The organism is Lacinutrix sp. MEBiC02404, from assembly GCF_053601575.1.
The window spans coordinates 1-361 of the sequence record NZ_JBSHNV010000092.1 but is presented as its reverse complement, the minus strand read 5'-3'; the positions used below and the strand labels follow the sequence as shown (position 1 = coordinate 361).

General features: G+C 36.6%; 1 pseudogene. It reads left to right on the top strand.

Going from position 1 to position 361, the window contains the following annotated elements:
- Positions 1-361: pseudogene (locus ACVCXO_RS00635) on the top strand (hypothetical protein); the annotation flags it as partial.

Below are 361 nucleotides of genomic sequence, written 5' to 3'. Positions count from 1 at the left end.
TAGAGAAAAAAGGAAGCTGGAACTATAAATACGATGCCGACGGTTTTTTAACCGAAAAGTACAAAGGTAGTAGCAGTATTTTTAGAAGTAAAAAAGACCATTGGCAATACGAGTGGAATGCTGCTGGTATGTTGCAAACCGTAACACGACCAGATAAATTACAAGTACATTTTACGTATGATGCTTTAGGAAGACGTTTAAGTAAAACCTTTAAAAACACGACTACCAAATGGCTTTGGGATGGTAACGTACCATTACACGAATGGAAAGAAAACCAAAATGGAGACATTTTAAGCAACAGCACCGTTGGCGACAATGGTATTGTAACTTGGGTTTTTGAAGAAAATAGTTTTATACCAAC